The 24231-nt window shown below is 56.2% G+C and carries 23 protein-coding genes and 1 riboswitch; of the genes, 18 read left to right on the top strand and 5 right to left on the bottom strand.

Going from position 1 to position 24231, the window contains the following annotated elements:
* Positions 1-165 precede the first annotated feature (165 nt).
* From AC01ZF_RS00680 to AC01ZF_RS00640, 9 genes are all read left to right on the top strand, one after another.
* Positions 166-906, top strand: coding sequence for a (Fe-S)-binding protein (locus tag AC01ZF_RS00680; RefSeq protein WP_424676502.1), 741 nt, complete (start codon positions 166-168; stop codon positions 904-906).
* An 81-nt stretch (positions 907-987) separates the two neighbouring features.
* Positions 988-2406: a LutB/LldF family L-lactate oxidation iron-sulfur protein gene (locus AC01ZF_RS00675; RefSeq protein ID WP_424676501.1), complete on the top strand. Its 1419-nt coding sequence runs from the start codon at positions 988-990 to the stop codon at positions 2404-2406.
* Between the two features lie 109 nt (positions 2407-2515).
* On the top strand, positions 2516-3211 hold the full coding sequence (locus tag AC01ZF_RS00670; RefSeq protein ID WP_424677509.1) for a LutC/YkgG family protein: 696 nt from the start codon (positions 2516-2518) through the stop codon (positions 3209-3211).
* A gap of 75 nt (positions 3212-3286) precedes the next feature.
* Complete coding sequence (locus AC01ZF_RS00665) at positions 3287-4255, top strand: 2-hydroxyacid dehydrogenase (protein WP_424677508.1); 969 nt, start codon at positions 3287-3289, stop codon at positions 4253-4255.
* Positions 4256-4511: 256 nt separating this feature from the next.
* Positions 4512-6692, top strand: coding sequence for an SF1B family DNA helicase RecD2 (recD2, locus tag AC01ZF_RS00660; protein ID WP_476575029.1), 2181 nt, complete (start codon positions 4512-4514; stop codon positions 6690-6692).
* Positions 6693-7106: 414 nt separating this feature from the next.
* A complete protein-coding gene (locus tag AC01ZF_RS00655) occupies positions 7107-7784 on the top strand; it encodes an ABC transporter ATP-binding protein (protein ID WP_476575028.1) in 678 nt (225 codons plus the stop codon).
* A 13-nt stretch (positions 7785-7797) separates the two neighbouring features.
* Positions 7798-8058, top strand: coding sequence for a hypothetical protein (locus AC01ZF_RS00650; protein ID WP_476575027.1), 261 nt, complete (start codon positions 7798-7800; stop codon positions 8056-8058).
* Positions 8039-9364, top strand: coding sequence for an HlyD family secretion protein (locus AC01ZF_RS00645; RefSeq protein WP_476575026.1), 1326 nt, complete (start codon positions 8039-8041; stop codon positions 9362-9364). Before AC01ZF_RS00650 ends, AC01ZF_RS00645 begins: the two co-directional genes overlap by 20 nt.
* A gap of 73 nt (positions 9365-9437) precedes the next feature.
* Positions 9438-10049, top strand: coding sequence for a TetR/AcrR family transcriptional regulator (locus tag AC01ZF_RS00640; protein ID WP_424677504.1), 612 nt, complete (start codon positions 9438-9440; stop codon positions 10047-10049).
* Positions 10050-10277: 228 nt separating this feature from the next.
* Here the strand turns inward: AC01ZF_RS00640 and AC01ZF_RS00635 are convergent, their stop codons facing one another.
* Positions 10278-11321, bottom strand: coding sequence for an ABC transporter substrate-binding protein (locus AC01ZF_RS00635; protein ID WP_424674957.1), 1044 nt, complete (start codon positions 11319-11321; stop codon positions 10278-10280).
* Positions 11322-11399: 78 nt separating this feature from the next.
* Positions 11400-12203, bottom strand: coding sequence for an ABC transporter permease (locus AC01ZF_RS00630; RefSeq protein ID WP_424674958.1), 804 nt, complete (start codon positions 12201-12203; stop codon positions 11400-11402).
* Between the two features lie 154 nt (positions 12204-12357).
* A riboswitch (FMN riboswitch) is annotated at positions 12358-12482 on the bottom strand.
* Between the two features lie 578 nt (positions 12483-13060).
* Between AC01ZF_RS00630 and AC01ZF_RS00625 the strand changes: the two genes are divergently transcribed.
* From AC01ZF_RS00625 to AC01ZF_RS00600, 6 genes are all read left to right on the top strand, one after another.
* The gene (locus tag AC01ZF_RS00625; RefSeq protein WP_428111073.1) at positions 13061-14806 is read left to right on the top strand and encodes a CAP domain-containing protein; all 1746 of its coding nucleotides are present in this window, start codon (positions 13061-13063) and stop codon (positions 14804-14806) included.
* Positions 14807-14986: 180 nt separating this feature from the next.
* Positions 14987-15568 (top strand): SCO family protein, encoded by a 582-nt coding sequence (locus AC01ZF_RS00620; protein WP_424674960.1) that lies wholly within the window; start codon positions 14987-14989, stop codon positions 15566-15568.
* Entirely contained in the window at positions 15565-16278 is a 714-nt protein-coding gene (locus AC01ZF_RS00615) for a glucosaminidase domain-containing protein (RefSeq protein ID WP_428111075.1), read from the top strand. Before AC01ZF_RS00620 ends, AC01ZF_RS00615 begins: the two co-directional genes overlap by 4 nt.
* A gap of 271 nt (positions 16279-16549) precedes the next feature.
* On the top strand, positions 16550-16828 hold the full coding sequence (locus AC01ZF_RS00610) for a hypothetical protein (protein ID WP_287905279.1): 279 nt from the start codon (positions 16550-16552) through the stop codon (positions 16826-16828).
* Between the two features lie 104 nt (positions 16829-16932).
* Entirely contained in the window at positions 16933-17664 is a 732-nt protein-coding gene (locus AC01ZF_RS00605) for a glycerophosphodiester phosphodiesterase (RefSeq protein ID WP_424674962.1), read from the top strand.
* Between the two features lie 40 nt (positions 17665-17704).
* On the top strand, positions 17705-17923 hold the full coding sequence (locus tag AC01ZF_RS00600) for a hypothetical protein (RefSeq protein WP_424674963.1): 219 nt from the start codon (positions 17705-17707) through the stop codon (positions 17921-17923).
* Here AC01ZF_RS00600 and AC01ZF_RS00595 read toward each other — a convergent pair.
* Positions 17910-18248, bottom strand: a complete 339-nt coding sequence (locus AC01ZF_RS00595) for a hypothetical protein (protein WP_424674964.1) — start codon at positions 18246-18248, stop codon at positions 17910-17912. The two genes, AC01ZF_RS00600 and AC01ZF_RS00595, sit on opposite strands and share 14 nt — an antisense overlap.
* Positions 18249-18413: 165 nt before the next feature.
* Between AC01ZF_RS00595 and AC01ZF_RS00590 the strand changes: the two genes are divergently transcribed.
* Positions 18414-18629, top strand: coding sequence for a hypothetical protein (locus AC01ZF_RS00590; RefSeq protein WP_428111078.1), 216 nt, complete (start codon positions 18414-18416; stop codon positions 18627-18629).
* Positions 18630-18684: 55 nt separating this feature from the next.
* Here the strand turns inward: AC01ZF_RS00590 and hppD are convergent, their stop codons facing one another.
* Entirely contained in the window at positions 18685-19782 is a 1098-nt protein-coding gene (gene hppD / locus AC01ZF_RS00585; RefSeq protein WP_424674966.1) for a 4-hydroxyphenylpyruvate dioxygenase, read from the bottom strand.
* A gap of 97 nt (positions 19783-19879) precedes the next feature.
* The gene (locus AC01ZF_RS00580; protein WP_424674967.1) at positions 19880-20692 is read right to left on the bottom strand and encodes a TrmB family transcriptional regulator; all 813 of its coding nucleotides are present in this window, start codon (positions 20690-20692) and stop codon (positions 19880-19882) included.
* 135 nt (positions 20693-20827) lie between these two features.
* Here AC01ZF_RS00580 and AC01ZF_RS00575 point away from each other — a divergent pair, with 135 nt between their 5' ends.
* Together AC01ZF_RS00575 and AC01ZF_RS00570 are read left to right on the top strand one after the other, a co-directional pair.
* Complete coding sequence (locus tag AC01ZF_RS00575; RefSeq protein WP_476575025.1) at positions 20828-22618, top strand: histidine kinase N-terminal 7TM domain-containing protein; 1791 nt, start codon at positions 20828-20830, stop codon at positions 22616-22618.
* An 86-nt stretch (positions 22619-22704) separates the two neighbouring features.
* Entirely contained in the window at positions 22705-24231 is a 1527-nt protein-coding gene (locus AC01ZF_RS00570) for a DUF512 domain-containing protein (protein ID WP_428111082.1), read from the top strand.

The raw sequence follows: 24231 nt of genomic DNA, 5'->3' as shown, positions 1-24231 counted from the left end.
GATGTGGGCCGCCGAGCGGCGTGAAAAACGCTCAGGTTGAACCTGAGCGCAATAGGATTATCTCTATTATAGCACGTTAGGGTGAGGTATGCCTCGCTCTATCACATCAAATACTTGGTATAATACCATCACCATTGCTCTTTCAACCCCAAAGGAGACGAGACCGTGACTACCGGCCGTCGTGCTGTGTTATTTGCAACCTGTATTGTCGATCAACTATACCCGACTGTAGGCCTGGCTGCCGCCGAGTTGCTCGAGCAACACGGGGTCACCGTTGAGGTACCGTCCAATTTGCTGTGTTGTGGTCAAATGGCGTTTAATGCCGGCTTTCGTGATGACGCTTACACCGTGGCCGGTCGCACGCTTGAGGTGCTGCGCGGTAAAGGTGATGTGGTGCTGCCATCAGGTTCATGTGCAGCGATGATTCGTCATCTCTACCACGAGCTGTTTGCGCACACTCCATTTGCCGGAATGGCCGCAGACTTGGCCCATCGCACCTACGAACTCAGTGAGTACCTGGTTGATGTGTTGGGGGTCACCGATACCGGTGCGCGCTTCAACGGTCGCATTACCTACCACGATGCGTGCCATGGGTTGCGCTTCCTCGGTCTTGGTGCGCAGGCACGCACGTTACTCGGTCATGTCCAAGGGGCTGAAGTGGTTCCTCTCCCCGGCTGTGACCAATGTTGTGGGTTTGGCGGTCTGTTTGCCGTTAAGCAGCATAGTATCTCGGCGGCAATGCTCGACCACAAGATCAAGGCGATTGCTGCTACCGAAGCCGATCTGGTCGTGACCGGTGATGTATCGTGTATGACCCAAATTGCCGGTGGTTTATCGCGTCGCAACAGTCCAATCCGCGCTCGTCATTTGGCCGAAGTGTTGGCGAACATGGTAGATGCTCGGTAACCTCGGCGAATTCGTGCCCTCATCGCGAAATGGCCACTCGTTAGTTATTCTGGAATATCGTATCGTCTAGAAGATACCGCTATGCCGCAAACGATAGCCTTTTACGACCGCGTTGATCACGCCCTGCACGATGATTCGTTGCAGACGGCGCTACACCGCGCAACGACACGCTTTATCGGCAACCGAGCCGGCGCGATCGGCGCACTCTGTGATCCTGATCGGTTACGTGATCAGGCGCGCGCTATCCGAGCCTACGCGCTGGCCCATCTCGATGAGTTGTTGCCGCAGTTGGCCGCCAATGTTGAAGCGCGCGGTGGTCATGTGTGTTGGGCGAGTGATGGCGAAGAGGCCCGGCGCTACATCGTTGAACTGGCCCGCGCTCGTGGGGTACGCAGCATTGTGAAATCAAAATCGATGGCCTCCGAAGAGATTCATCTTAACGAGGCCCTCGAACATGCCGGTTTCGAGGTAGTCGAGACCGATCTTGGCGAGTACATTATTCAGCTTGCCGGCGAAACACCATCGCACATCATTGCGCCCGCCATTCACAAAACCCGCGAGCAGGTGAGTGAGCTGTTTCAGCAGCATCTCGGTATGTTGCCGACCAATGAGGTGCCGCCGATGATTCGCACGGCCCGGCAGGCGCTGCGTCAGCGCTTTTTGCAGGCTGATATGGGGATCAGTGGTGTGAATTTTGGCGTAGCCGACAGCGGTGCCATTGTGATAGTTGAAAATGAGGGGAATGCACGCCTCTCAACTACGGTACCACGTATTCATGTAGCGATTATGGGTATCGAGCGGATCGTCGCTCGGCTCGCCGATCTTGGGGTGATGTTGCAAGTGTTGGCTCGCTCGGCTACCGGCCAAAAGCTGAGTGTCTATACTAGCTTGATCAGTGGCCCGGCGCGCCCCGGTGAGGAGGATGGTCCCGAAGAGTTTCATCTTGTCTTACTCGACAATGGTCGGTCGCGGATTTTGGGTGGGCAGTACGCCGAGTCGCTGCTCTGCATTCGCTGTGGGGCTTGTCTGAACGCTTGTCCGGTGTATCAGGCGATTGGTGGTCATGCGTATGGCGGTGTCTATTCCGGCCCGATTGGTGCGATTCTGACTCCATTGTTGCAACCCGATTTACCTGATGCCTATCTGTTGCCGCAGGCTAGCTCGCTGTGCGGGGCGTGTCAGGAAGTCTGTCCGGTGCGGATTGCCATTCCCGATATGTTACTCCGTCATCGTGCTGATGCTGTTAAAGCCGGTAAGTTCAATCCGGTTGAGAAGGCAGCGATTACCGGTTATACCATGACGATGACCCATCCGGCGATCTATGACACTGCCGGTAAGGCGGGTCGCTTCTTTAGCCGTATCCTGGCCCGTAAGGGACGTTTCCGTCGTTTGCCGCCGCCGCTCCATTTGTGGACGAAAGAGCGCGATTTTCCGGCGCTACCGCCTAAGTCGTTCCGTGAGTTGTGGGCCGAGCGGAAGAAACGAGCACGCAACGGATAACGCAAAGGCGCAGAGGGGTAACGCAAAGGCGCAGAGGGGTAACGCAAAGGCGCAGAGGGGGTAACGCAAAGGCGCAGAGGGGGTAACGCAAAGGCGCAGAGGAATGACTATGAGCCGCGAACAGATTCTAGCAAACCTGCGCACCAGTCTCAACGTCAGCCGGCCTTGGCTGTTGGCTGAAGCTGAACGAATGCCGCACGAACCACCACCTTTTGTGTTGCCGGCACAAGATGATCTTGTTGGTCAGTTTATCGATGAACTAACCAAGCTTGAGGGCAAGGCATACCGGGTAGGGAGTGCTGATGCAGCGTTAGCGATTGTTGACCGCTTGATCGAAGAGACGCAGGCGACGAGTGTGATCGGCTGGGATCTCGACCAGATAGGTCTTCCCGGCTTGCTTGAATTGTTGACCGCACGTGGTGTGAAGCCGGCTGTGGCTGATGTGCGTGGTGAAGGGCGCAAGGACCGTTTCCAAGAGCTAGAACCGATCCCAGTCTGTTTGTCGGGAGCGGAGTTAGTGATTGCCGAGAGCGGTACACTGCTCTTGCGTCACGGTCCCGGTAGACCACGTATTGCTTCGTTGTTGGCGCCATGCCATATTGCCGTTGTGTTTCGACACCAAGTGGTGCGCGGTCTTGGTGAGGCGCTAGCCCTGTTGGCGCAACGCTATGGCAGTGATATCTTTGGACCAACGAGTAATCTGACCTTCATCACCGGACCCTCACGCACCGCTGATATCGAGATGACACTCTCGCTCGGTATTCATGGCCCGCCACAGATTCATGTGATTGTGGTGGAGAATTAATGTCACATAGGCAGCGGTAAGCGCTCGTGAAGCGCGATGTGCATGTGGTTATCTTGTATTTGACAATTCAAGACAATGAAGATAAAACCGCCTATCTTTGTCACTCGTCAGTTACCCGATCCGGCGATGGCAATCCTCGCCGAACACTGCACTGTCTCGTGGTGGGACCAAGTTGAGACGCCCATCCCGCGTGACGAGTTGTTGCATAGGGTTGCTGCTGCTGAAGGGCTACTCTGCCTGATCACCGACCGTATCGACGCCGAAGTTATCGCTGCGGCGCCGCGTTTGCGCGCCGTGTCGATCATGGCGGTTGGCTATGACAACATTGACCGCGCAGCGCTGGCGGCGCGTGGGATTACACTTACTCATACGCCTGATGTACTGACCGAAACTACCGCCGATCTGGCGTGGGCGTTGTTGTTAGCTGCGGCCCGTCGCGTCGTGGAGGGCCACAAACTGATCGAGCGCGGTGAGTGGGGTCCTTGGTACCCGCTGCAAATGGTCGGGCAAGATGTCTATGGTCGTACACTCGGTGTGGTCGGTGCGGGCCGTATCGGGCAGGCCGTGCTGCGACGCGGACGTGGCTTTGGTATGCGGTTGATCTACTACAATCGTCGGTCTAACCCTACCCTTGCCGCCGAGTTGGGGGCTGAATATCGTCCACTGAATGATCTCCTAGCCGAGAGTGATGTGGTGGTGGTCACGGCGCCGCTCACCGATGAGACGCGCGGTATGTTTGGGGCCGCTCAGTTTGCGCTGATGAAACCGACCAGCATTTTTGTGAATGTCGCCCGTGGACCGCTTGTGCGCGAAGATGAGCTGGTCGCTGCGCTGCGCGCCGGTCGTCCGTGGGCCGCCGGTCTCGATGTCTTTGAGCGCGAGCCAATCGGACCGGATCACCCGCTGCTTGCCTTGCCGAACGTGGTACTCACTCCCCACATCGGTAGTGCGAGTATCGCGACCCGCGTGCGTATGGCCACCCTCGCCGCCGAGAATCTGGTGACGGTATTGAGTGGGCGTGCTACGCCGCACGTCGTCAGATAGGGAGCGGTAAGTACTCTGGCGATACCTGCTCCCCTGTTAGATCGCGAACGATTTGCTCGTTGGGGCAAGCTGCACGTGCTACTCTTTGTCGGTGTGTAACATTTTGCGCGCTGTTCCATCATCTCCCCAAAGGTGTGTGTGCTGGAGCGGGCTGGTCGGCGCAGTACCGATGCTCATCAGCAGTACATGATGCGTCTCCATATTTCCGGTAAGATAAAAATAACGCAGCAAGTGACACAAATGCAGATCGAACGCTATGCCGCAACTTGATGGCATCCTCGAACGGATCACCTTTCAGAGTGAGAGCGACGGTTACACCGTTGCGCGATTACGCCCAACCGGTAAACGTTGTACTGTCACTATTGTCGGTAAACTGCTTGGTGTTCGACCCGGCGAGCACCTGATCCTCGAAGGTGAGTGGCGTAATCACCCAACCCATGGACGTCAGTTTAGTGTGCAGACCTACCGGAGCCGTCTCCCTGCTACGATTGACGGTATTCGCCGGTATTTGGGGAGTGGGTTGATCAAAGGGGTGGGTCCGGCGATGGCGAAACGCATCACCGAAACATTTGGTAAGTACACACTCGATGTGCTCGACCGCGAACCAGAACGGCTAAGCGAAGTACCGGGTTTGGGGCGTAAGAAGGCAGCATTGATCGCCGAGGCATGGCGAGTGCAACAGCGGATCAAAGACCTGATGCTCCTCTTGCAAGACTTTGGTTTGCCGACCGGGGTCGCGGTACGTATCTACAAGCATTACGGTGATGATGCACTGAGTATTGTCCAACACGAGCCGTATCGGTTGGCAGATGAAGTCGATGGAGTGGGGTTTCGTACCGTCGACACCATCGCCGCCGGCCTCGGCATTGCCCGCGACGACCCACGCCGGATTGCGGCTGGGTTGCGCTATGCTTTGGGTCAAGCTTCCAATGCAGGGCACTGTTATCTGCCCCGGCTAGAACTAATCGAGCGTGCCGCTGCACTCCTGACGGTGTCGCAGGCGCAGGTGGTGACGATGCTTGACACATTGTTGGCGAACAACCTGTTGTGGCGCGATACGGTCGTCACCGCTACCGATCCGGATCTCCAGCCGATTTACCTCCCACCGTTAGCATTTGCCGAAATCGGTGTCGCGAACGCGATCCGTCGTTTCCTGGTACAGCGCACAGCACTGGCTGAACGCTACGCCTCTAGTCGATGGGAAAAAGTCTTTGCCCATCTCGCCGAACGGCGGGGCTTGCAGCTCAGTCCTCTGCAACAGCAAGCGGTGCGCACCGCGTTAACGACACCGGTAATGCTCCTCACCGGCGGACCGGGCACCGGCAAAACCACCAGCTTGCGCGCGCTCGTGATCTTACTTCTCGCCCATGGCTACCGCTCGTTACTGGCCGCACCAACCGGACGGGCTGCCCGTCGGTTGAGTGAAGCCACCGGGATCGAAGCGCGCACCATCCACCGGCTGTTGGAATATGGCGCTGACGGTTCATTTCGTCGGAATGCCGAATACCCGCTCGAATGCGATCTGCTGGTCATTGACGAAGCGAGTATGCTCGACGTAGTACTGGCCAATCAACTGCTAAAAGCGGTACAACCCGACACACACCTTCTCATCGTCGGTGACGCCGACCAACTGCCGAGTGTCGGGCCAGGTCGTGTCCTTGGCGATCTGATTGACAGTGGCATAGTGCCGCGGATCCATCTCGACGCCATCTTCCGCCAAGCTGACGGTAGCGGCATTGCGACCAATGCGCGACGTATCAACGAAGGTCTATTACCGGACTGGAAAGCATACGATGACTTCTATTTCTTCGCTGCCGAGACCCCCGAGCGTTGCGCCAAGCTCACCGTTGAGCTGGTCGTGGAACGCATCCCACGCCGGTTCGGGTATGACCCGCGACGCGACATTCAAGTACTCAGTCCAACCCATAAAGGGGTTGCCGGTGTAGCCGCACTCAATGCCGCGCTGCAAGCCGCGCTCAATCCATCGCGTCCCGGCGTCGCCGAATATCACCGTGGTGATACCGTCTTTCGGGTCGGTGACCGCGTCATTCAACAGCGCAACGACTACGAGCGCGATGTTTACAACGGCGACACCGGCGAAGTGATTGCCATTCATCCTCAAGAACAGATCATCGTCGTGCGGTTTGAAGATGGGCGTATCATCCGCTACAGTGGCATCGATCTCGACGATCTTGCGCTCGCTTACGCGCTCAGCGTTCACAAAAGCCAGGGCAGTGAATATCCGGTGGTGGTAGTACCGTTTTTACTCCAACACTGGCCTCTCCTCCGCCGAAACCTGCTGTATACCGCTGTCACTCGGGCACGACAGTTAGTGGTTATCGTGGGTGAGCAACGTGCCGTCGCAGCCGCCATCGCAGCCGCTGAAGTCGAACGTCGTTACACCGGGTTGAGTGTGCGTTTGCGGATGGGGCCGTAGCGCTCTCAACCTCCGGTCCCTGCTCTCGCACGGCGGGCGCGCTGCACCTTTGCGTTCTTCGCGCCTTTGCGTTTTTTGCGCCTTTGCGTTTTTTGCGCCTTTGCGTGAGCGTTTGTTGCGTTACCTCACCGCTAACAATCCTTCACCGAAGCATGCAATTTATTGATTGACCGATCAATCAACAAGTGCTATACTGCCGACAATCTATTGTAGCCACCGGTCAACGCAAAGACGCCAAGGGGGTAAATAGGCAGTAGCGATGGACGGTTGTCCGTCTGCCGTGACGCCAAGGGAGCAAAGACGCAAAGATAGTACACGCAAAGACGCTAAGGGTGCGAAGGGTCGCAGAGAATATTGGAAATCCCCTGTGCCATCGGCCCTAACCAACATCAACGATATAAACACACAAAACCTATGAACCAACCACTGATCTTGCTCTCATCCGTCACCAAAGCCTATGCCACCGCCGCTGGCGACTATCTGGCCCTGCGCGGGATCGATCTGCGCATCGAGCCGGGTGAGTTTGTCGCGATTGTGGGCAAATCGGGCAGCGGCAAATCAACCTTGCTCAACGTTATCACCGGGATTGACCGGGCCAGCAGCGGCGAGGTGTTGGTGGCCGGGGCCGATTTGATGCGTATGCCCGCCGCGCAGATGGCGGCGTGGCGCGGACGCACGGTCGGAATCGTCTTCCAGTTTTTTCAGCTCTTGCCGACCCTCACCGCGTTGGAAAATGTGATGTTGCCGATGGATTTTGCCCATCTCGGCACACCGCGCGAACGGCGTGCGCGGGCATTAGCATTGCTCGAGCGGGTGGGGCTGGCCGATCAAGCCGAGAAGTTGCCGCAAGCCTTGTCAGGCGGGCAGCAGCAGCGTGTGGCGATTGCGCGCGCATTAGCTAATAACCCGCCGCTGCTGGTGGCCGACGAGCCGACCGGCAATCTCGATTCGCAGACTGCTGAAGCGGTGTTTGAGTTGTTCGTTGAGTTGGCCGGTCTCGGCACGACGATTGTGATGGTGACGCACGATAGCGAGTTGGCCCGGCGGGCTGGGCGGACGGTGCTGGTGGCCGATGGTCAGATTGTGGGTTGAAAGGCGAGCTGATATGCGCAAGCTCATTATTCCTTTGGTTGCCGTCATCTTAATCGCGGGTGGTGCCTATGCGATCTTTGGACCCAACGGGCCGGGAGCGCAGTCTGCTCCACCCCCTATTCCCACCGGCGACACTGTCGTATCGCCGGTCAGTGTTGAAGGGCGTGTTGTACCGCTGCAATACGCATGGTTGCGTTTTGAGCGTAGTGGGATGGTCAGTGCAATTTTTGTTGTTGGTTACGGTTGGCGCGGTTTTGGAACAGTTGCGTTTTGAGCGTAGTGGGATGGTCAGTGCAATCTTGGTAGCCGAAGGCGAGCAGGTGAACGCCGGACAGGTATTGGTCCAGCTCGATGATCGGGCGCAACGGTTGGCCGTGCAGCAAGCCGAAGCCAATCTCGCCCGCGCGCAGGCCCGCTATGCCCAACTTCTGGCCGGTGCTGCGCCGGAAACACGGGCAGTCGCTGAAGCTACCGTACAAGTCGCTGCCGCTCAAGCGACGCAGGTGGCGCTGTCAGTTGCTGCGCCTGATGAGAAGGCCGTGTTAGCCCAATTGGCCGAAGCCAAGGCCGCTCGCGCCGAACTGCTGGCCGGCGCCGATCCGGAAGTAGTCGCTCAGGCCCAAGCAGCGCGTGATCAGGCAGCCGCCAATCTTGCCGCTCAACGCAGCGCGCTAGCCGCAGCGAAAGTCAATGCTCAATTAGCGGTGGAACAAGCGGCCAACGTATTGCGCGATCGTCAAGCTGATTACAGTCGCATCCATTGGGAAAACGAAGAGCTGAAGCAACGTTTAGGTGAAGATGAGCTATCACAGGCACGCATTGACGCCGAAGCTGCTGCGCTGCACGCAATGCAGAACGCTGAGGTCGCGTTGGCGCAAGCCCGGATCAATGCCGAGCAGGCAGCACAAGCCGAGATCGAGGGCATAGCTGCTGCCGAAGCGCGCTTACGTGAAGCCGAAGCGCGGTTGGCTGCGTTACTATCACCACCGGCCGCCGATAAACTGACTGCGATTGATACCCGCATTGCCGCCGCTGAAGCGACGCTAGCCCGTTTGCGCGGCGATCCGCGCCAAGCACAACTGGCCGTCGCCGCTGCACAACTTGCTTTGGCGCAAGCCCAAGCGACGCAGGTCAATGCTGCCCCACGGGAAGAAGAGGTAGCTTTAGCTCAAGCCGAAGTAGCCGCTGCTGAAGCGGCACTTGCCCAAGCTCGCCTCGAACTCGACAAACTGACCTTGCGCGCACCATTTGCCGGCACCGTTGCTCGTCTCGAACTGCGTCTTGGCGAACTAGCGACACCTACTGCGCTGGCACTGCTGCTCGGCGATCTCAGTGCATGGCGCATTGAAACCATCGATCTCAACGAAATCGATGCGATGCGCATAGCACCGGGCACAATGGTAAAGATAACATTCGATGCCTTGCCCGGCGTCACATTGCCGGGCCGTGTGCTCGCCATCGAACCCTACGGCGCCGAACGGCTGGGTGAGGTAGTATATGCAGCAACAATAGAATTGACACAGACCAATCCACGCCTGCACTGGAACATGACTGCGGTGATAACCTTCAATGGACCATAATTTGTACAGCCGCACGGCAGCACGGCCGTGCGGGGCTACGGGGATGCCGTGCGGGGCTACGAGGGGAATCAATATGCCACGTGATGAAACCGAACAACGCCGCCAACAAATCATCGATGGCGCACTCGATGCCTTTGCCCGTCTTGGCTTCGATCGCGCCACCAACCGCGATATTGCTCGCGCCGCCGGTATCGCTTCTCCTGGCCTGATCTATCACTACTTTAAAGATAAGACCGACCTACTCTATCAGGTGATTCGAGAGCGGATGCCGCTAGTCCCGATTGTTGATGCGGTTGAGCAGTTGGGTGATGAACCGCCCGATGTAGTGCTACCGCGACTGGGGGAACGGTTGGCGCAGGCGATTGATCAGCCGCTAACAGTAGCTATCGGCAAGATTGTGATCGGTGAGGTGTTACGCCACCCGCAATTAGCACGGGTTATCAATGAGATTGGACCAGGGCGGGCAATGAATGCGTTGGCTACCTATCTTGCACGTCAGATGGAATTAGGACGGTTGCGCCGTACCGACCCGCAGATTGCCGCTCGTCTCTTAATCGGACCGATGATGGCCTATTTTTTCTCGCGTGAGGTGCTCGATCAACCAGAAGCGCACGCTATCGCTGCGCGCGCAATGGTGGCTGAAGCGATTGCTCATTTCTTACGCAGTATGGTGCCCAATGGCTAGTAGAGACGAACATCCGTCCGTCTCCCCAACCCCATAACGCCCCAATATGTGTAGAGACGGACATCCGTCCGTCTCCCTATCAAAAACCCTCTCCGTCCTCTGTGTTCTTCGCGCCTCAGCGTTTAACCCTGTCGCGTTTTCGGTGTTCTTCGCGCCTCAGCGTTTAACCCTTTCGCGTCCTCTGTGTTCTTCGCGCCTCAGCGTTTAACCCTTTCGCGGCTTTGCATTTCACGATTTGCCCGGCACGAACTCATTGGTATAGGCCTTCTCCACCTCCACTGACCCAGCCAGCAAACCTGCCTCGCGCATAAACTGCTCGGTGCGCACCCACAGTTGGCCGTCGGTGTAACCCAACCCGTGTTGCGCCGTCAGCTCATTCTGCCAGAAGGGCAAGCTCTCTTCCAACACTTTCCGCTGCAAGTCGAGATTGCCGAGCTGCGCTTCGGGGATGAATTGCAGGCTCAGATCGAACGCCTCAGCCGGATTAGCCAGCGTATCGGCCAACCCGCGCAAACTGGCCCGCACAAACTTCCGCACCAGTTCCGGCTCTTGCGCAATCAGCACCTCGCTGACGGCGATTCCATTAGCAGCGAGATTAAAGACGTCGGCGGCCAGCAACACATTCACCTCCACCCCTTGCTCGCGCAATTGCACTGGCTCGTTCATCGCGTAGCCAATCGCCACCGGCACCTTGTCCTCCATCACCGCCGCCGCCTGCGTAAACCCGATCTCTTGCACCGTCACATCAGCTTCGGTCATACCGCCGGCATAGAGCGCCGCCAACAGCGCATAGAAACTCTCGCCGAAGCGACCGGGGATGCCGATGGTTTGCCCACGCAGGTCGTTGACGCTCGCCAGCGGCACGTTTGCCTTAGCAAAAAACGCGATTGGGAAGCGCTGGTAGAGCGTCATCACTGTCTTGACCGGCAACCCCTGCTGGCGAGCGAGCAATACCGAAGTACCGCTGGTCGTAGCAAAAGCAACACCACTGGTCGGCCACGTCGCTGCTCGCTGGAGCACGTCATTCTCGAAGTTGTAGTCGAAATTGACCTCAATCCCTTCCGCGGCGTAATAGCCCTTCGCCGCCGCGACATAGTAAGGCGCAAACTGAATGTTCGGAATGTACGACATCGCCAGCGTCACTGTGCGCAACGCCGGTTGTGGGTTGGCCGCCGGCGCGCTTGTCGGGGCCGCCGTCGGCGCCGGAGTCGGTGCGCTACACGCCGTGATGATGAAGATCAGGGTAATGAATAGCATGAAACGCAGCTTCATATTCGTTCCCTCGTTAGGATAGTATCTTCTGTTCGGGTGCCAGATATACGAGAGTAATGCAACTTAGGAAAGTTGTATCTAATCCTCCCACCACACTAGTAGCCGTTCGAGCAGGCCGGCTAGCACGTAGAGGGTCAGCGTAATGAGCGCGAGTGTCGTCAGTGCTACGAAGATCAGCGGTGTATCGAAGAGACCACGTGCAATGTTAATCAACGCCCCCAAACCGGTGCGTCCGGCCACAAACTCACCGACCACAGCACCGGTGGTAGCCAGTGCCAAGCCGGTGCGCACGCCGCCAAACAGCACCGGCAGCGCCAGCGGCGCTTCGACGTAGCGCAGCAGTTGCCAACGGTTCGCTCCGCTAATATGTGCCATCTCGATTAGCTCACGTGGGATGCTGCGAATAGCGACAATGGTGTTGATCAAGATCGGTAAGAAAGTAATTAAAGCAGCGACCATTATCTTCGAGGTCAGGCCAGCGCCAAACCAGAGAATGATCAGTGGTGCGACGGCAACGACCGGGATCGCTTGACTGGCCGCCAACACCGGCGCCAACGCCTGTTCGAGCCAGCGGATTTGAGCCAGGATATACCCTAGCACAAGCGCGACCAGTAACGCCAACGCGAACCCGCCCAGGGCTGCACTCAGAGTGGCTGCCGTGTGCTGCCAGAGCAGCCCGCTGCTCAACGCCTGCCCAAACCGGCTGGCAACCAGCGCCGGCGAGGGCAGAATGAAAGCTGGATAGCCGCTGACGTTCACCACCGTCTGCCAGAGTGCCAGCAATGCCAGCAACGTCACCGGCAAGCCGAGCGCCGGCCATTCAAAGCGCCGCCACGGTTTGGCTCGCGGCGCGGGAGTGGGCATTGGCAAAGTTTGCTGCATCGTCACCATCTCCTTTCTGGCGGGGAATCAAAAACCCCCGCCGAGCGAACGCTCTTCGGGGGACAGATACGGCAACAGCGCAGGTGATGAACCCACCTGTAACAGCAACGGAGCAAAGGCGCGCACTTCGCACGTCGCCTGCGATTGCCCATATCTGGATCTTCTTTACATCCGGACTATAACCGTCGGCCCCGGAGTTTCACCGGATCCTGCGTGCCTCTCAACACGCTCGTGGGCTATACCACCGATCGGGAATTTCACCCTGCCCCGAAGATCGTTTGTCACTGGTGATAATAGCATCAATAGCGCGTTAGTGTCAAGGTAAGAAATCTGAACCCTGACCAGCGTCATTCCGCGCGAGCAACTGGGGTGAGGGCTAACGTCAAGGCGCCGTCGAGCCGGACGGCTGTTCGGCTCCGCAAAGGGCGCAGAGGTTTTAACGCAAAGGCGCAAAGAACGCAAAGGGGCTTTGGATGCTCTCATCTTCAACTACCGCAGTATCCCGCGTGGTCATTTTATCCAGGCGCAAAGGGCGCAAAGGGGTTTTGGGTGCTCTCATCCCTAGCCTCGCACCCGCTGGGGGATAAAGCCCCCTTAGCCCCTCTCCGGTTGGGGATATACGGTCTCCCCTCAGCCCGGTTAGAGGGCGTGGGCCGCCGGTGCGCAGTCTCCAGCGCTTTCAGCCTGACATGGCGAGCCGCTCCTTGCCTCGTGTATAAATCATAGCAAAGACGTGCAGCACTACCCTACCAGCGAGTGTAACCTCAGATGACTGTCCGCTGGGTTTGATTGCTACTAAAACGGCATGTACAATAGAGCTTACGAGGTTTACCAACCCATCCCCCCAAGGAGAGCGCATGCGCAAGCGATTCTTCACTCACTGGATCAGCCTGTTTGTGCTGGGCTGCCTCACTATCGCGCCGGTTCTGGCGTTCGATCCTACCACCCAAACTCCAAGTCTGCTCCTCGATGAAGCACACGCCGTCTACTACGGGAACGTAGCCCGACTGAGACAAGCCGGTCAACCACCGTTGCGTTGGAATCGCCAGTTAACCCATGCTGCCCGTTGGTTTGCGTGGGATTCAGTTGAGAACCGGCCAACACCCTACTGTGGTCATCAAGATACCAATGGTGAGTGGCCTGATGCACGAGCATTGCGTTTTGGATATCGTGGCTCAAGTGGAGCCGAAAATGCGTATTGTGGCTATATGCAGCCGCAAGCCGCGATTAATGGCTGGCTTAACAGCCCTGGTCATCGGGCTAATCTACTCAGTCCCGGCCATCGCGAGATTGGTTTGGGCTATTACCGCCGCACCAGCGACGGGCGCGGCTACATTGCCCAGATGTTTGGCAACGATGCTGCATATGCGCCGGTGATCGTCGAGTACGAAGCAGTCGCAACTCTCAACCCTGATGTGTCGCTTTACATATACCAAGTGGCTGAAACTGGTGGTTTTATCGGTCGTCGTCCCGCCACTGCAATGATGATCGCCGATAACCCCTGTTTTGTGAACGCCAACTGGCAACCGTTCACCAACGAAACTCGCTTCCGTTTGGCCGATGGCGAGGGCTGGCGTACCGTCTACGTAAAAACTCGTGATGCCTACGGTGCAACTGCTGTTGTGAGCGATACGATCTATCTTGGTGCGAATGTGCCGGTGAATGAACTTGCAGCGACAATGAGTGATCGCCAAGAGACAGTCACTCTGACCGGGTTCTACCATCCTACGTTACCGCAAATGCAGTTTAGCTTCGGTTGGTTGGTAGACGAGAACTATTCGACGTTTCAGTTGTTATGGGGTGCAGGGGAACGAGTCACTGATCCTGCAGCTTGGGATGGCGGTGCGTTTCGTTTGCAGTCGGCAAGTTTGGAATCTTCGGCTTGGGTATACGATTATGATCCGGTCGTATTTAAAGATATTCCACTCGTCGCGTATGTGCGTCTGAAAGTTGCCAGTAATAGCTCACCGAATGAAGTAGCCCGCTTTAGCATTAACGGCGGTGGTGTGGTGTATGGTCCCTTGCAGCTACGTGGGGTTGATTTTGCCGCCGCAAACCAATATCAGGAGTTTGCACTGCCGTTTACCTATCACGGCAATGAGCCTTTCTTGATCTTTCAGTTTTGGCGTAGTGGCTCTACCGATGTCTTTATTGATGCCGTGACCATCTTTACCGCACCACAGCCGATTGTCAATCCGGTAACGTTGGCGGTTCCCGGTGGTAACTATCGCGGACAGGGCGTGTGGGTACGTTATACTGATGGAACTATCTTTACGCCATTTCGGGAAGTGATGAACATACCGGTACAGCCTGCCAGTATCGTTGCATTGGCACAAGTGGCTGCTATGCCACCGATGCCGTTGATAGTCACTTCGCCTTGTGTTCGTGCTAATTGGCAGGTCTTGCAGACTGAGCCGTGGCTGGGCGGTGTTGCCGACGATGGTATAATGAGATTGAGTATCAATCATAATGGCCTTACCGCCGGCACCTACAACGGTGCAATCACGTTTGTCACCCCAAATGAGATGCAGGTGACAATCCCGGTAACACTCCATGTAGTGGAGCAGTTATTTGTCACGTATACGCCGTTGGTTCTGCGGTAGCAGGTCTCTGCTCTCACAGACAGTTAACGCAAAGGCGCGAAGGGTGGAACAGGACAAGGTTACTGTTTCCGCCCGTTGTGGCACGGCGGGCCGCGCCCGGCCGATATGCGGTTCGTCTTGGTAGTCTTGGTAGGGGACGCGGTGGGCCGCGCCTGGCCGACTAGAAGGTTTGACAAAGCCATGCACCGTTTCATACTACTCCTACTTGTGCTGCTCGGCGCCTGTGCCGTTACCGGCCAATCATCAACAACAACTCCAACCAAAATCGATCCACCCATAGTGCTGAGTGACTTTACCTTGCCGGCCAGCACCGGTGGCGAGCTGAGCCTAAGTGATCTGCGTGGGCAGCCGGTGCTCCTCTACTTTGGCTACACCCGCTGTCCTGACTACTGCCCGATCACACTGGGCGAATTCCGCCGTATCCGTGACGAACTCGGCCCTGATGGTATGCGTGTGCATTTCGTTTTAATCAGCGTCGATCCCGCAAACGATACGCCTGATGTACTGGCTGCCTACCTGCGCGGTTTCGGCGAAGGCTTCATCGGCCTGCAAGGCGACGATGCTACCCTGCGCCGAATTAGTAAGGAATACGGACTGACATATCGTCACGGTGGTGGTCATCACGGCAATAGTGGCGTTGACCATAGCACAGCGAGTTATCTGATCGATCAGAAAGGGCAGTTGCGGGTCGTTTATCAATATGGAACCGCAGCCAGCGTGTATGTGCAAGACATTCGCGCTCTTCTGGACGAAACACCATGACAATTCGCTTCACTCGTCGATCGGTGCTGCTTCTTGGCTTAACTGCACTGAGTAGCTCGTTAGTACGAGCACAAGAACCTTCTACTCAGAATCTCTATCTGCCGTTTGTTGCACGCTCGTTGCCACTTGGTGCCTTGCTCGGCCCACCAACCGGTACCGTCGAAGTGGCCATTGCGTGGTTGTCGCCACGTAGCACAGCCTACACCCCCTACGATGTCAGTGTGATCGTCAATGGCTACGCTGAGATCGGTGCCGCCGCCGAACTTGATTGGTTCCTTGCTATTGCTCAGTGTGCTCACGAGACCGGCAACCTGACCTCATGGTGGTGCCAGCGTCCACGTCGGAATCCGGCGGGGATCGGTGTTACCGGTGCAATGGTAGAAGCGCCGCCCGATCAGTCCCCCGGCCCCGATTGGGCATGGGACGAACGTATTCAGCGATGGCGGGCCGGGTTGAGTTTTGCATCGTGGCTCGATGAGTCCATCCCTGCTCATCTTGGTCGGTTGCTTGCCTATGCCTTGCCGGTTGGTGCCGGTACACCGTACCAGCAACAACTGATTACCTATGCACTTTTTCGTCGGCCCTTGCCTGACCATTTGCGTGGTGTGGCGTTAACCATTACCGATCTCAATGGGCGCTGGGCGTATCCCGGTACCGAGTACGGCCAACGCATTCTCGACCTCGCCGAGCGTATGCGCAATGCCGGTTAGCGAATGCTAACAATTATCGATCACCGTAGAGAGTCGTTATATCGCGTCAGGATGCGTATAAACGGGAAGATGGATTGCGTATTTCATGCTTGACGGGAGATGATGGCGGGCCGTATAATAAGACTGTGTTAAGAGCGGTGCAACTCCCGTTAATGAGGCCCGGCGATGAAAACATGTGTCACAATGTGGTTGAGGGTTGGATAGGGCGGTACAGACCGATGTCTGTAGCCGCCCTTGATGTTTTCCGGGCAGAGACGAAGGAGGTCTCCCTATGCACTCGGATATGATCGGTAAGATCGAGAAAGCCCGGCGCTATGCCGCCGAACCAGAGCGGATTAAGTTCAGTGATCTACGGGCAACATTTCATGGCGGTAATAGTGATCACGTCATTTCGCTTCATGATGGGCATTGGTCATGTGATTGCTCCTTCTTCAAGATGTGGTCTACCTGCGCGCATGTGATGGCAATGCAGCGTATCTTGCATCCGATGTTGACTGAAGAGGCTCGGTATGCCGATATGGCTGTACCGCAGCCTGATCTTAGCTCGTAGCAGAGGACGATACATGTTTTCGAGTTGACGCAGTCGTATGGCGCGGTGATACTAGTAGCGGAGCGAACGGTGCTCCGCTACTAGTGTTTTAGCGTGAGGAGAAGATGGCGCCTCTGATCATTGCTCATCGTGGTGCATCAGCCGATGCACCCGAAAATACGCTCGTAGCCTTTGAGTTGGCGCGTCACCAACGGGCTGACATGATCGAACTTGATCTGCAACCAACCGTTGATGGTGAGATTGTGGTCTTTCACGATGACGATACGGCACGCTGGAATGGACGTGCTGATGTGGTCGCCCGTATGACGCTGGTTGAGATGCGCCGACTCGATGTTGGTGGCGAACAGGTGCCAACACTGGCCGAGACACTCGATTGGGCACGGAGTGTAGGCATGCCGCTCAATCTCGAATTGAAAAAACCCGGAATGGCCGTGCGCTGTGTCCAGTTGTTGCGTGAATTTAGAATGGCTGATCAGGTGATCGTTTCGTCATTCTTCCCACAGGCCTTGCACGAACTGCGCACGGTCGATCCGGCGATTCCTCGTGGCTATCTGATGGGTATTCGCACCTACCGGCCCGATGTGCGTCTGCGTGAGTTTTGGCCCTTTGGTGCGCTGCGTCGGATTGGAGCCACCGCGTGGCACCCCTATCATGGCTTGCCCGGTCTCGATTGGGTGCTGCCCAAAGTGCGGCGGGCCGGGTACCAGGTCAATGTGTGGACGGTTGACGATCCGGTACGTATCCGATCGTTGGCTACGCTGGGGGCGAGCGGGATTATTACTAATACCCCCGCAGCAGCGCGGGCTGCGCTGGCGTTGGAAACGCAAGAGCGATAAACGCTAAGACGCGATAAGCGCTGCAATAAAGGAATACCTTGTGAAGCGGCGAATCTGGCTGGTAGTGCGCGGGTGGGTACCACTGCTAGTAGTACTGGCGGCGCTGATCGGCGGGCCGGCATTACTAGCATGGCTGATTCTCGGCGGTTCCTTTGGTTGGCTGCATGTGCTGATCGGGGTTGGTGTGGCTGCCGGCCTTCTCCTCATAGGCGGGTTGATCCTGGGGTGGGCTTTGGGTAAGCGTCTCAAAGGGGATTAGGCCCGTCAAGGTTGCGTTCAAACGCGATCAGGTGCGGCACCACCGTCCGGCGCAGCTCGACGTATTGGTTGGAAAGCCATTGCCCCGCCCCGCGCACATGTGGCACTGGCGCTTTGCGCAGCCAGCGCAAGACAAGGCGAGCGATTAGGTGCAACCGGCGCAGTAGCCGGTCGCGCCGCCCCAAGAAGATGATAGCCATTAACAAACCAGGCCAACCGGGAATAATCGGAAACAATGAACCAATGATACCGATGATAAGAAAGGTGAGACCAAGGATACGACGTACCGAAGGATTGCTGCGTAAGAATCGGATGACAGCCAGCATAGTGTGCTCTACTGCGAAAGATTATGTAGAATGATCCGCTAATATGTATTGTAGCTGAGATTAAGCATCGGAATGTAGCAAAAAAGTAACAATCGCCTGAATCTTTGCTGATATACTGTCATCTTGGCTAGAGAAAAAATCCACCTGTGACGGAGGTGAATGATCATGAGTGGGCAATCGTGGTGGCAACGGTTCACTGCCTTGATCGAACGCGAGTATGAGCGACGCATCCGACGAGCAAGTCTCTTGGGCGAGTTTAAGCCGGCCGACGATGACCATCACCACGGTCATCCTACCGAGCCGGCTTATACCGAACAGACTGCGGAAGACGAGGCGATCATCGTTAACGTACCGCGTGGGACGCGGATCAACCGATCATAGCCGAGCACCATCGGGACATCGTGCCACGATGTCCCGATGGTGGTTGGGGTAGCTCTTACAAGTTTCCGCGTTTGGCTTGTTCACGCTCAATCGCCTCAAATAATGCCTTGAAATTACCTTTGCCGAAACCGCGGCTCCCTTTACGCTGGATGATCTCAATAAAGAGGGTTGGCCGATCTTGCAACGGCTGGCTAAAGATTTGTAACAGGTATCCCTCTTCATCACGATCCACCAAAATGCCCCGCTCTTGCAGTGCCTGTCGACTCTCGTCGATCTTGCCGACCCGTTGCTCAAGATCATCGTAGTATGTGTCGGGTACGTGGATAAACGGAATCCCGGCAGCACGTAAGGCATCAACCGTCGCACAGATGTCACCGGTGGCGAGCGCAATGTGCTGTACACCCGGACCACCGTAGTACTCCAAAAACTCCTCGATTTGGCTCTTGCGCCGCCCTTCTGCCGGCTCATTGATCGGGAACTTGATCCGACCACTGCCGTTCTGCATCACCTTTGACATCAAGGCACTATATTCGGTGCTGATGTCGTGATCGTCGAAGTGAACCAACTGGCTGAAGCCGAGTACGTCGCGGTAGTACTTCACCCACTGATTCATTGCCCCCAGCTCAACATTGCCGACAATATGATCAATCGCTGCAATGCCGGTTTCTGGAACGGGAACGTGCTCGTTTATCGGCTGGAAGCCGGGCATAAACACACCTCGGTACTCTTCCCGTTCGATGAAGGAGTGTACTGTATCACCATACGTGGCAATGGTGGCCTTCACTACTCGGCCATGCTCATCAACGTAATCGGTTGGTGGTTGCACCGGAATACCGCCACGAGCCACGGCGGTCTCGTAAGCGGCTGCGGCGTCGCGTACCCGCAACGCAATGTCTTTGACCCCGTCACCGTGGTGGGCGATATGACGAGCAATCGGGTGGTCGGGGAGCAACGGTGCCGTTAATACGAACCGTACCTTGCGCCGTTCGAGCACATAACTGGCTCGATCCCGCACACCCGTTTCTAACCCGGCATACGCTACCGGACGTAGCCCAAGCGTCGTGCGGTAAAAATGGGCTGCTTGTCGAGCATTGCTGACATAAAATTCTACATAATCAATGCCAAGCAGATCAAGGGGGTCGTCCAAACTCATAACTCACCTCCACGAGCCGGGTGATGCGTCCACCCGGTAGTTGGGCTACGTAAACGCTTCGCCAGACACGGACGCATCGCGTCGGGCTGTTGTGAGCTTAGTCGAGCACCAACGTCTCGGCATCAGCCCATAATTGCTCAAATGCCCCTTGCAAGAAGGCGCCGAAGTTGGGATGAGTGACACAAAGGGCCGTTAAACTGAGCGCACCGGTAATCGGATCTTGCAGCGAGAGGAGGGCCACGCGCCGGTCGTATAGATTGACTTTAAGCGGTAGGTTGGTGACAATGCGCGCCTGCTGACCCCACGTGACAAATTGCGTGATCCATGCCCGTAATTCAGGATCGGTCAGCGCTGAGCGTTCGTAGATAGTGCGATAGCGCACACCGCGTCGCAGTGGTTCGGCGACCTCGGCAAAGTTCGCTGCTCGATCGCCAAGCAATGGCAGTTTGAAGCAGACACAAATCTCTCGTTCGGTCTGTTGGGCAAGGGTGATGGCCCGTTCCACCACCAATCTCCGGTCAAGTAACACATCTACGTAGTCAAGCGGATCGATCTGATCGTGGCCGGCAGCAAAGATGGGTGATAGCGTGGCGAGTAACGATTGCATACTCTGGGCGAGAGCTGCCTGCTCTTGTTCGAAGGTGCGTTGACGTTCGGAAAGGAGTGCCGGTAAAGCCACGGCCGGATCGATAGCAAAGTAGCGGCGTTGACCATCGCTGTGCCGCTCGATGGCTAATCCGCGCGCGCAAAGTGTAGCCAGGATGTCGTAGATGCGCTGGCGTGGAACGCTCGCCCGTACCGCTGCTTGGGCTGGGGTGAAACCTCGATGTTCGAGCAATGCCAAATAGGTGGCCGCTTCGTAACGGTTGAGGCCGAGCGCCATAAGTTGCTCTTGGAGACGATCGTTCATTGATCTGGTTCTTATCATTACCACTTATCAGTGGTGGCTATTATACTCGGTTTCATCGTGGTCATCAAGTCATGTTATGCTAAGTCAATGACTGTTGCCGTTTTTTATGGCGTAAGATAGCTCATCACACCGGCTATGTGGTATTTCACCCCCTACATCCTTTTACCGCTGACCGCCGCAGGTTTGACGATTGTGGTGATTTGGCAAGCGTGGTCTTACCGGCAGTTGCCGGTTACTCGTATTTTTATTGGTCTGATGCTGGCTACGCTCTGGTGGTCATTGTGCAATGCGCTTGAATTGGCTCATGCTACGGTCAGTGGTAAGGTGCTGTTAACCAGTATCCAGTACGTTAGTGTCGTGAGCGTACCGGTGTTATGGTTACTGTTTGCACTGTTCTATACCAACCGCGAATCACGAGTGCGTCGATGGGTCTTGGTCGCTCTTTTCATTGTGCAAGGTGGGGTCTTACTAGGCGCATGGACAAACCATTGGCACCGGTTGATGTGGCCTGCGGTTGAACTTGTATATACCGCTCAAGGTTTGTGGGTACTGACCGGTCCCAATGGACCGTTGTGGTACGTTGGTTTGGTGAACGGGTATGGGATGATACTCGTTGGTACTGTGCTGATGCTTAATCAAGCGCGTCGTAGTCGTGCGTTGTATCGCGCCCAAGCATTAAGTCTGCTCGTTGGTGCGCTCTTGCCATGGGTCACCAGTATCTTGTTTGTGACCGGTCGTAGTCCGATTCCCTATATTGACACAACCCCGGTCGCTTTTGCACTTAGTGGTCTGGCATTTAATGTCGCAATGTGGCGTTTCCGTGCGCTTGATCTGCTTCCCGCAGCACGCGAGGCGATTGTTGATCAGATTTCCGATGCGATTATCGTGGTCGATCGGCACAATCGGGTGCTTGATTTCAATCCGGCGGCACAGGTCTTTTTCGCCGATCAGTCTGTGGTGATCGGTCAACCTCTTGTCGTTGTCGCTCCGACATGGCTGTACGAACAGGTACGTGATCGCTACGAGGGTCAATTTGAACTGAACCAACCTACCCCTGAGGGGATGCTGACCTACGATTTGCGTTGTACAACTCTGCGTGATCGACGCGGTGTGTCAATGGGTCGGATCTTTGTATTGCGCGACATTACCCTCTTGAAACAAGCTGCACTGGCGTTGCAAGAGGCAAAAGAGGCGGCTGAAGCGGCAAACCAAGCGAAGAGTACGTTTTTAGCGACGATGAGCCACGAGTTACGGACACCGCTCACGGCCATCTTGGGTTATAGCGAGGTTATTCGTGATGATTTGCAGATTCGTGGGCAAAACGACTTGATTGCCGATCTTGATCGGGTAGTGCTGGCCGGACGTTACCTGCTTAACCTGATCAACGATGTTCTCGAGTTGGCCCGACTTGAGGCCAATTCGTTACACGTTTATCCTGAACCGCTCCAATTGTCGGAGATTGTCAATGAAGTTGTGAATACCTCTCAGGGGTTAGCCCAACGGAATCAAAATATGCTGATGGTAACGATAGCGCCAGATCTTCCGCCGGTTAAGGCCGATGCAACCCGCTTACGACAAGTGTTGCTCAACCTGGTCGGGAATGCATGTAAGTTTACCGAACAAGGCCAGATTTACATCCGCTGCTACAGTCCGCAACCCGGTATCGTCCAGATCGATGTCAGTGATACCGGGATCGGAATTCCTCCCGAAAAACTGGCGTTGTTGTTTCAACCGTTTACCCAGGTTGATAGTGGTATAACCCGGCGCTACGGTGGTGCGGGGTTGGGGTTGGCGATTAGTCAACGCTTGTGTCAAGCAATGGGTGGGGAGATCGTTGTGGAGAGTGAACCGCAACGTGGCTCGACATTTAGTGTTCGCTTACCGGTTGCCGATACCGTTATGGCGCCCTCGTATTCGGACAACTAGGGATTATGGTACAATGAAGTTGTTGTAAGGAGTGTGCGTAGGTCAATTGTATGGGGCCTACGCCTTATCTATTCGCAGGAGCGTGTGTGGAATATCAGCCTGACGTTAAGCGGATTACCGGTGAAGGCGGTGTGATCGCGCATGTCGCCGACCAGAGTATCGCTGCGCAGATCGGCTTGCGGCCCGGTGATACGTTGGTTGCGATCGATGGTCAGCAGTTGCGTGATGTGATCGATTATCGGTTTGCGATGGCTGAAACGCGGGTAACGCTCCTCGTGCGGACGGCTGATGGTCGCGAACGCACGGTGACCATCGACAAAGACCCTGATGAAGACCTCGGCATTGAGTTTACCGAGCCGCTGTTCGAACGACTGCGAACGTGCAATAATAAATGCCCGTTCTGTTTCCTGACCCAGATGCCGAAGGGCTTTCGCAAGACCCTCTACCTGAAAGATGACGATTACCGGCTGTCGTTTCTCTACGCCAATTTCGTCACTTTTACCAATCTGACTGAAGCCGATTGGGTGAGGATCGAGCAGCAGCGCTTGTCGCCGTTGTACATCAGTGTCCATGCCACCGATCCCTTCTGGCGGGCAATTATGCTTGGGAAGCGTGATGTTCCCGATGTGCGAGAACAGATTAAGCGGCTGGGTCGCGCCGGAATCCGCGTTCATACCCAAATTGTCGCTTGCCCACAGGTGAATGATGGCGAAGTGCTGCGTCAGAGTATCGAAGATTTGATCGCACTACATCCGACTGTTGAGTCGATTTCGGTCGTGCCGGTTGGCTTGACCAAGTTTCGGTTTGAGGGTAAAGCTCCAAAGACGATCCGGGCCGCAATACAGGTGCATGAAACGCCAGAGTGGATCGATACAAACTGGGAACGACAACCGTTGTGGGAAGACCCGACCACGATCCCGTTGTCGAACGATAATCGGTCACTGCACGATCCAGCGTTGGGCTTTTGTTCACGTCTTGGCACGGTGAGCGATGTGCCGCTACGTTGTTATACATCGGCCGAAGCAGCCGCTGTGATCGATCTGATCGAACTGTTCCAAGCCCGCTGTTACGCACAATTCGGCTTGCATCTCGTCTACGCTTCCGACGAGTTCTATCTGCTGGCCGGTCGTCCCATCCCACCGGCAGAACGCTACGACGATATGCCGCAGTACAGCAATGGCGTGGGTATGGTGCGTGATTTTCTTGATAATTGGGCGCGCGTCCGTCGCCGCCTACCATCCCGGCTTTCGCGGCCAACTACACTGGCGATTGTGTGTGGTACGCTCGTCGCACCGATCATGCATCAAGTGGCAGCACGCCTCAATCGGATCGAGAATCTGTCGGTATCGGTTGTGGCTGTGGTTAATCAGTTTTTTGGTGAAACGGTCACGGTCAGCGGTTTATTAACAGCGCAAGATGTCATTCCGGCGTTACGCGCGGCTGGCTGTGAACGGGCGTTACTGCCCCGCGTTATGTTCGACTATACCGGTGAGCGTACTATTGATGATTATTCACCGACTCGGATTGGGGCTGAAGCCGGGATACCGGTGGCAGTAGCCGGCGAACCAGACGAGATTGTTCGCTATGTGCAGGCGCTGTCGCAACGTGAGTAG

The sequence above is a fragment of the Chloroflexus sp. genome, assembly GCF_056331925.1.
Note: the sequence above shows the minus strand (reverse complement) of the source record. Positions and strands in the feature narration are given on the sequence as shown.

What these genes read in the sequence shown, in the direction of transcription:
- hppD (WP_424674966.1), bottom strand. Translation starts at nt 19,782, where the DNA reads ATGAGTTTGGACGACCCCCTTGATCTGCTTGGCATTGATTATGTAGAA.
- AC01ZF_RS00595 (WP_424674964.1), bottom strand. Translation starts at nt 18,248, where the DNA reads ATGCTGGCTGTCATCCGATTCTTACGCAGCAATCCTTCGGTACGTCGT.
- AC01ZF_RS00605 (WP_424674962.1), top strand. Translation starts at nt 16,933, where the DNA reads ATGGCGCCTCTGATCATTGCTCATCGTGGTGCATCAGCCGATGCACCC.
- AC01ZF_RS00635 (WP_424674957.1), bottom strand. Translation starts at nt 11,321, where the DNA reads ATGAAGCTGCGTTTCATGCTATTCATTACCCTGATCTTCATCATCACG.
- AC01ZF_RS00640 (WP_424677504.1), top strand. Translation starts at nt 9,438, where the DNA reads ATGCCACGTGATGAAACCGAACAACGCCGCCAACAAATCATCGATGGC.
- AC01ZF_RS00675 (WP_424676501.1), top strand. Translation starts at nt 988, where the DNA reads ATGCCGCAAACGATAGCCTTTTACGACCGCGTTGATCACGCCCTGCAC.
- recD2 (WP_476575029.1), top strand. Translation starts at nt 4,512, where the DNA reads ATGCCGCAACTTGATGGCATCCTCGAACGGATCACCTTTCAGAGTGAG.
- AC01ZF_RS00610 (WP_287905279.1), top strand. Translation starts at nt 16,550, where the DNA reads ATGCACTCGGATATGATCGGTAAGATCGAGAAAGCCCGGCGCTATGCC.
- AC01ZF_RS00620 (WP_424674960.1), top strand. Translation starts at nt 14,987, where the DNA reads ATGCACCGTTTCATACTACTCCTACTTGTGCTGCTCGGCGCCTGTGCC.
- AC01ZF_RS00670 (WP_424677509.1), top strand. Translation starts at nt 2,516, where the DNA reads ATGAGCCGCGAACAGATTCTAGCAAACCTGCGCACCAGTCTCAACGTC.
- AC01ZF_RS00655 (WP_476575028.1), top strand. Translation starts at nt 7,107, where the DNA reads ATGAACCAACCACTGATCTTGCTCTCATCCGTCACCAAAGCCTATGCC.
- AC01ZF_RS00575 (WP_476575025.1), top strand. Translation starts at nt 20,828, where the DNA reads ATGTGGTATTTCACCCCCTACATCCTTTTACCGCTGACCGCCGCAGGT.
- AC01ZF_RS00590 (WP_428111078.1), top strand. Translation starts at nt 18,414, where the DNA reads ATGAGTGGGCAATCGTGGTGGCAACGGTTCACTGCCTTGATCGAACGC.
- AC01ZF_RS00580 (WP_424674967.1), bottom strand. Translation starts at nt 20,692, where the DNA reads ATGAACGATCGTCTCCAAGAGCAACTTATGGCGCTCGGCCTCAACCGT.
- AC01ZF_RS00665 (WP_424677508.1), top strand. Translation starts at nt 3,287, where the DNA reads ATGAAGATAAAACCGCCTATCTTTGTCACTCGTCAGTTACCCGATCCG.
- AC01ZF_RS00615 (WP_428111075.1), top strand. Translation starts at nt 15,565, where the DNA reads ATGACAATTCGCTTCACTCGTCGATCGGTGCTGCTTCTTGGCTTAACT.
- AC01ZF_RS00650 (WP_476575027.1), top strand. Translation starts at nt 7,798, where the DNA reads ATGCGCAAGCTCATTATTCCTTTGGTTGCCGTCATCTTAATCGCGGGT.
- AC01ZF_RS00630 (WP_424674958.1), bottom strand. Translation starts at nt 12,203, where the DNA reads ATGCAGCAAACTTTGCCAATGCCCACTCCCGCGCCGCGAGCCAAACCG.
- AC01ZF_RS00625 (WP_428111073.1), top strand. Translation starts at nt 13,061, where the DNA reads ATGCGCAAGCGATTCTTCACTCACTGGATCAGCCTGTTTGTGCTGGGC.